1 pseudogene is annotated in these 550 nt (G+C 49.1%); it reads right to left on the bottom strand.

The window, feature by feature from the left end:
- Positions 1-550 (bottom strand): annotated as a pseudogene (thrA, locus tag R7E38_RS23255) (bifunctional aspartate kinase/homoserine dehydrogenase I); the annotation flags it as partial.

Here is a 550-nt window from a genome sequence, read left to right as displayed (position 1 = left end):
TCGACAGCGGCCATGCTCACTGTGCACTTGCCATCATTAATTTCACCAACATAACGTAGCACTTTGCCTTCTTCTGCCGCTTTCGCAGATAACTCTTTGAAGTACGCGTCCGCTTCTGGCAAACGAGCCATAAATTCATCAACACTGCCTGAATCATCAAAGCCTGGTGGTAGCGCTTGGTCAACGACCACATCTTCAAGCTCTAATGACATACCTGCTTCGCGAGCTAGGATGAGCAGCTTACGCGCAACGTCCATACCAGAAAGGTCATCACGAGGATCTGGCTCAGTGAAGCCATTTTCTTTCGCAATATTTGTCGCTTCGCTCAGGCTCATACCCTCGTCAAGTTTACCGAAGATGTAAGACAGTGAACCTGACAAAATGCCACTAAATCGTTCAAGCTCATCGCCTGCTGCAATCAGGTTTTGTAGGTTTTCGATAACCGGTAGGCCTGCCCCTACGGTTGTTTCGTACATCAACTTGCGACGCGAGCTACGAGCGACATCTCGAAGCTGATGGTAGTACGCCATGCTTGCTGTGTTTGAGATCG

The organism is Vibrio sp. Vb2131 (assembly GCF_033338535.1).
Lineage (GTDB): Bacteria > Pseudomonadota > Gammaproteobacteria > Enterobacterales > Vibrionaceae > Vibrio > Vibrio alginolyticus.
The sequence above is the reverse complement of the archived record's forward strand: the minus strand, read 5'-3'. Positions and strand labels throughout refer to the sequence as shown.